This window comes from Pediococcus damnosus, assembly GCF_001437255.1.
GTDB classification, from domain to species: domain Bacteria; phylum Bacillota; class Bacilli; order Lactobacillales; family Lactobacillaceae; genus Pediococcus; species Pediococcus damnosus.
The window spans coordinates 1-3,292 of sequence record NZ_JQBD01000136.1 but is presented as its reverse complement, the minus strand read 5'-3'; the positions used below and the strand labels follow the sequence as shown (position 1 = coordinate 3,292).

Sequence of the window (3,292 nt, the reverse complement as noted above, 5' to 3'; positions counted from 1 at the left end):
TAAGGCACCTAGGAAAACTTGACACATACGGATTAGTACTTTTGTTGTGAACTGAAGACTAATGTGATATGGTTAATTTAATACAATCGGAATGGTGAGTATTGGTCACCATGAAAAAAATTATTAAGAACATAAAATACTAAAGCCGTTCTAATATGGTGCTTTGGTGTTTATTAAAAGAAGGAGTTTTTTTATGCGTAAATTAAAAGTTAAAAACAACGAAGTGGCGGTTTATGCCGTTGGTGGGTTAGGAGAAATCGGTAAAAATATGTACTGCGTCCAGTATCAGGACGAAATTGTGATCATTGATTGCGGGATCAAATTTCCTGAAGATGAGTTATTAGGCGTCGATTATATTATTCCAGATTATCAATTCTTGATTGAAAATCAAAAGAAAATTAAAGCTTTGGTTATTACCCATGGGCACGAAGATCATATCGGTGGAATTCCATTCTTTTTGCAAAAATTAAATGTGCCAATTTGGGCAGGACCATTTGCATCAGAATTAATTAAGGGTAAGTTGAAAGAACATAACTTATTACGGACAACCGAATTACATGAGTTACAGGAAGATACTGTTTTGAAATTCCGGAAGTTATCTGTGTCATTTTTCAGGACTACGCATTCAATTCCAGACACTTTAGGGATTGCGGTTCACACTCCACAAGGAACCGTTGTACAAACAGGTGACTTTAAGTTTGATCTAACTCCAGTTGGAAACTTACCATCTCCAAATTTCCAAAAAATGGCGGAAATCGGCGGAAAAGATTGTTTGCTTTTGATGTCTGATAGTACAAATGCAGAGCGTCCGACCTTTACAAAGTCTGAGCGGTTTGTTGAAAAAAGTATCAAACGGATTTTCACTGAAATTCAAGGGAGAATTATTTTTGCGACATTTGCTTCTAATGTGTACCGAGTACGAGAGGCTTGTGAAGCTGCCTTAGAACAAGGAAGAAAAATTGCTATTTTTGGTCGGAGTATGGAAAATGCTATTGAAGCCGGACAAAAATTAGGATATTTAAATATACCTGAAGAAGCTTTAGTGGATGCTCAGGAATTACATAATTTGCCAGCTAACAAGTTGATGATTTTATGTACTGGATCACAGGGTGAACCGATGGCAGCTTTGAGCCGGATTGCCAATGGAACTCATCGACAAATTAGTTTGCAACCTGATGATACGGTTGTATTTTCAAGTAATCCTATCCCAGGAAATACTGTCAGCGTAAATAATCTAATTAACAAGTTAGACGAAGCAGGCGTTACGGTTATTCATGGTAAGGTAAACAATATTCATACTTCTGGCCATGGTGGTCAAGAAGATCAGAAGTTGATGTTACGTCTGATTAAGCCAAAATTCTTTATGCCTTGTCATGGGGAGTATAGGATGCAGATGATTCATGCCAAACTTGCTGAACAAACGGGAATTCCTGAAGATAATTGTTTCATTATGAAAAATGGTGATGTGTTGGCTTTAACCCGAGATAGCGCCCGAATTGCAGATCATTTCAGTGCTGGTGATGTGTACTTAAATGATGCTGATATTAATGATAATGTTAGTTCACAGATTTTAAGCGATCGCACAATTTTAGCAAGTGAAGGCGTTGTGACGGCTGTTGCAACGATTAATGTCAAGAAACATCGAATCACCGCTGGACCAGATACAATTTCTAGAGGTTTTATCTACATGCGTGAATCGAATGAATTAATTCATGATACAAATAAGGCGGCTTTTAGTTCATTACTAAATACAATGAAAAAGAAATCGCATCCAACTGAAAAAGACTTTAATAATAATATTATTGATGACCTTCAGGAATTTTTATATCAGAAAACTGAACGTAGTCCGATGATCGTACCTATGCTTATTTTTGAATAGACCAATGAATTTGAATCTACTCACTTTATTTATGAGATGATGAAAGAATCTTCAATTGTGAGAAACAAAATCTCATAGTTGAAGATTCTTTTTGAAGTTCTGTAAAAATTTACGATTTTTTGAATTAAATAGTTTTCTAACTAGTTGTTAGGAGAAAAAAATGTTAAATTAGAATTATGGGGAAATGCTAATATAGACTGCACAAATCTATAAAGATGGGAAGATGATTGCGATTAATAATGATAATGATAGGTCCGTTCCAGATTCACGAATGGGCCGTTTAAGAGCAAGAGAACAACAAAAACAGCAAAAAAAAGCATCCAATAAACACAAGAAAACACCTAAAGCAGGAGGGACAAGCGGATCACAGTCACCCACAGCGATTAAACCACATAATAAAAACAAAAAATCAAATTCAAAAAAATGGCTTTGGATTGTTGGAATTCTTGTAGTCGTTATTGTCGCCATCTTTTTCATTGTTCGTCGTACGAATAATGCCTCGGCTAAAGACAATGCTGAAAAAATTGTCCAAACGAGTTTTAACAATGATCGAGATAACATTACTAATCAGGCTACAAGCGCACAAATGATCGAGCTTGAGGCAGATGCAAAGAAAATTCAAGATAATACGGCTGCAAACCAGTATAGTCAGTTGGCAAGCCTAGGTAAGAGTGCAATCTCATTTCGTGAAAGGGTTTCTGACCTAAAAAGCGGAAATAATTATCGAACTTCGACAACTGGAGATAAAGTTTCAAGTTTATTACAGGATCTGAAAGATACAACTTTTAAATCGGACTTCTCAGGTTTCTACAATGAATATAATAAATTATTAACGAATTTACAACCAAAGGCAGCAGCGGTTAGCAAATTGCATAAAGAAACAAATAAATTATTTAAAAATGGTAAAAGTGGTTCATTGCATAGTTCTGTAACGAGTTCCAAATTAAATGATTTACTAGATAGTTTGGATAAGTATCCTAATTTTGAACAAGCAAGTAAGGATTTAACTCGTGTTGAAACTGCTGTTAAGACGTATCGTAAGGATCAAGATAGTGCGTCGTCATCCGCAGCTAGTTCAGCTGCCAGTCAATCTGCTTCAATGGCGAGCTCACAAAGTGCATCAGCGGCATTGGCTAGTTCACAGGCAAGTAGTCAATCTGCTTCGACAGCTCATTCACAAAGAACATCAGCAGCGAGTGCTAGTTCGCAAGCAGCAGCAAGTAGTTCAAGAGCAAGTAATTCAACTGCAAGTTCATCGGAGAACAGCTCAAGTTCAAAGAATAGTAGTTCTCAGAGCTCTGCTAGTTCAAAACATGAATCATCGAGTAGTAGCAGCAAGTCATCAAGTTCTCATAGTAATTAGTAAAGTAGTAATCGAAAAAGGGGTTCTACAATATCTGTTGTTGGTAATAG

Annotated in this window: 2 protein-coding genes; both read left to right on the top strand. The window is 36.3% G+C overall.

Annotated elements, in window-relative coordinates; all coding sequences use genetic code 11:
* The first annotated feature begins 193 nt into the window (after positions 1–193).
* Entirely contained in the window at positions 194–1,879 is a 1,686-nt protein-coding gene (gene rnjA, locus IV84_RS10165) for a ribonuclease J1 (RefSeq protein WP_056986605.1), read from the top strand.
* Between the two features lie 223 nt (positions 1,880–2,102).
* Positions 2,103–3,242, top strand: a complete 1,140-nt coding sequence (locus tag IV84_RS10160) for a hypothetical protein (protein WP_056986604.1) — start codon at positions 2,103–2,105, stop codon at positions 3,240–3,242.
* Positions 3,243–3,292 lie beyond the last annotated feature (50 nt).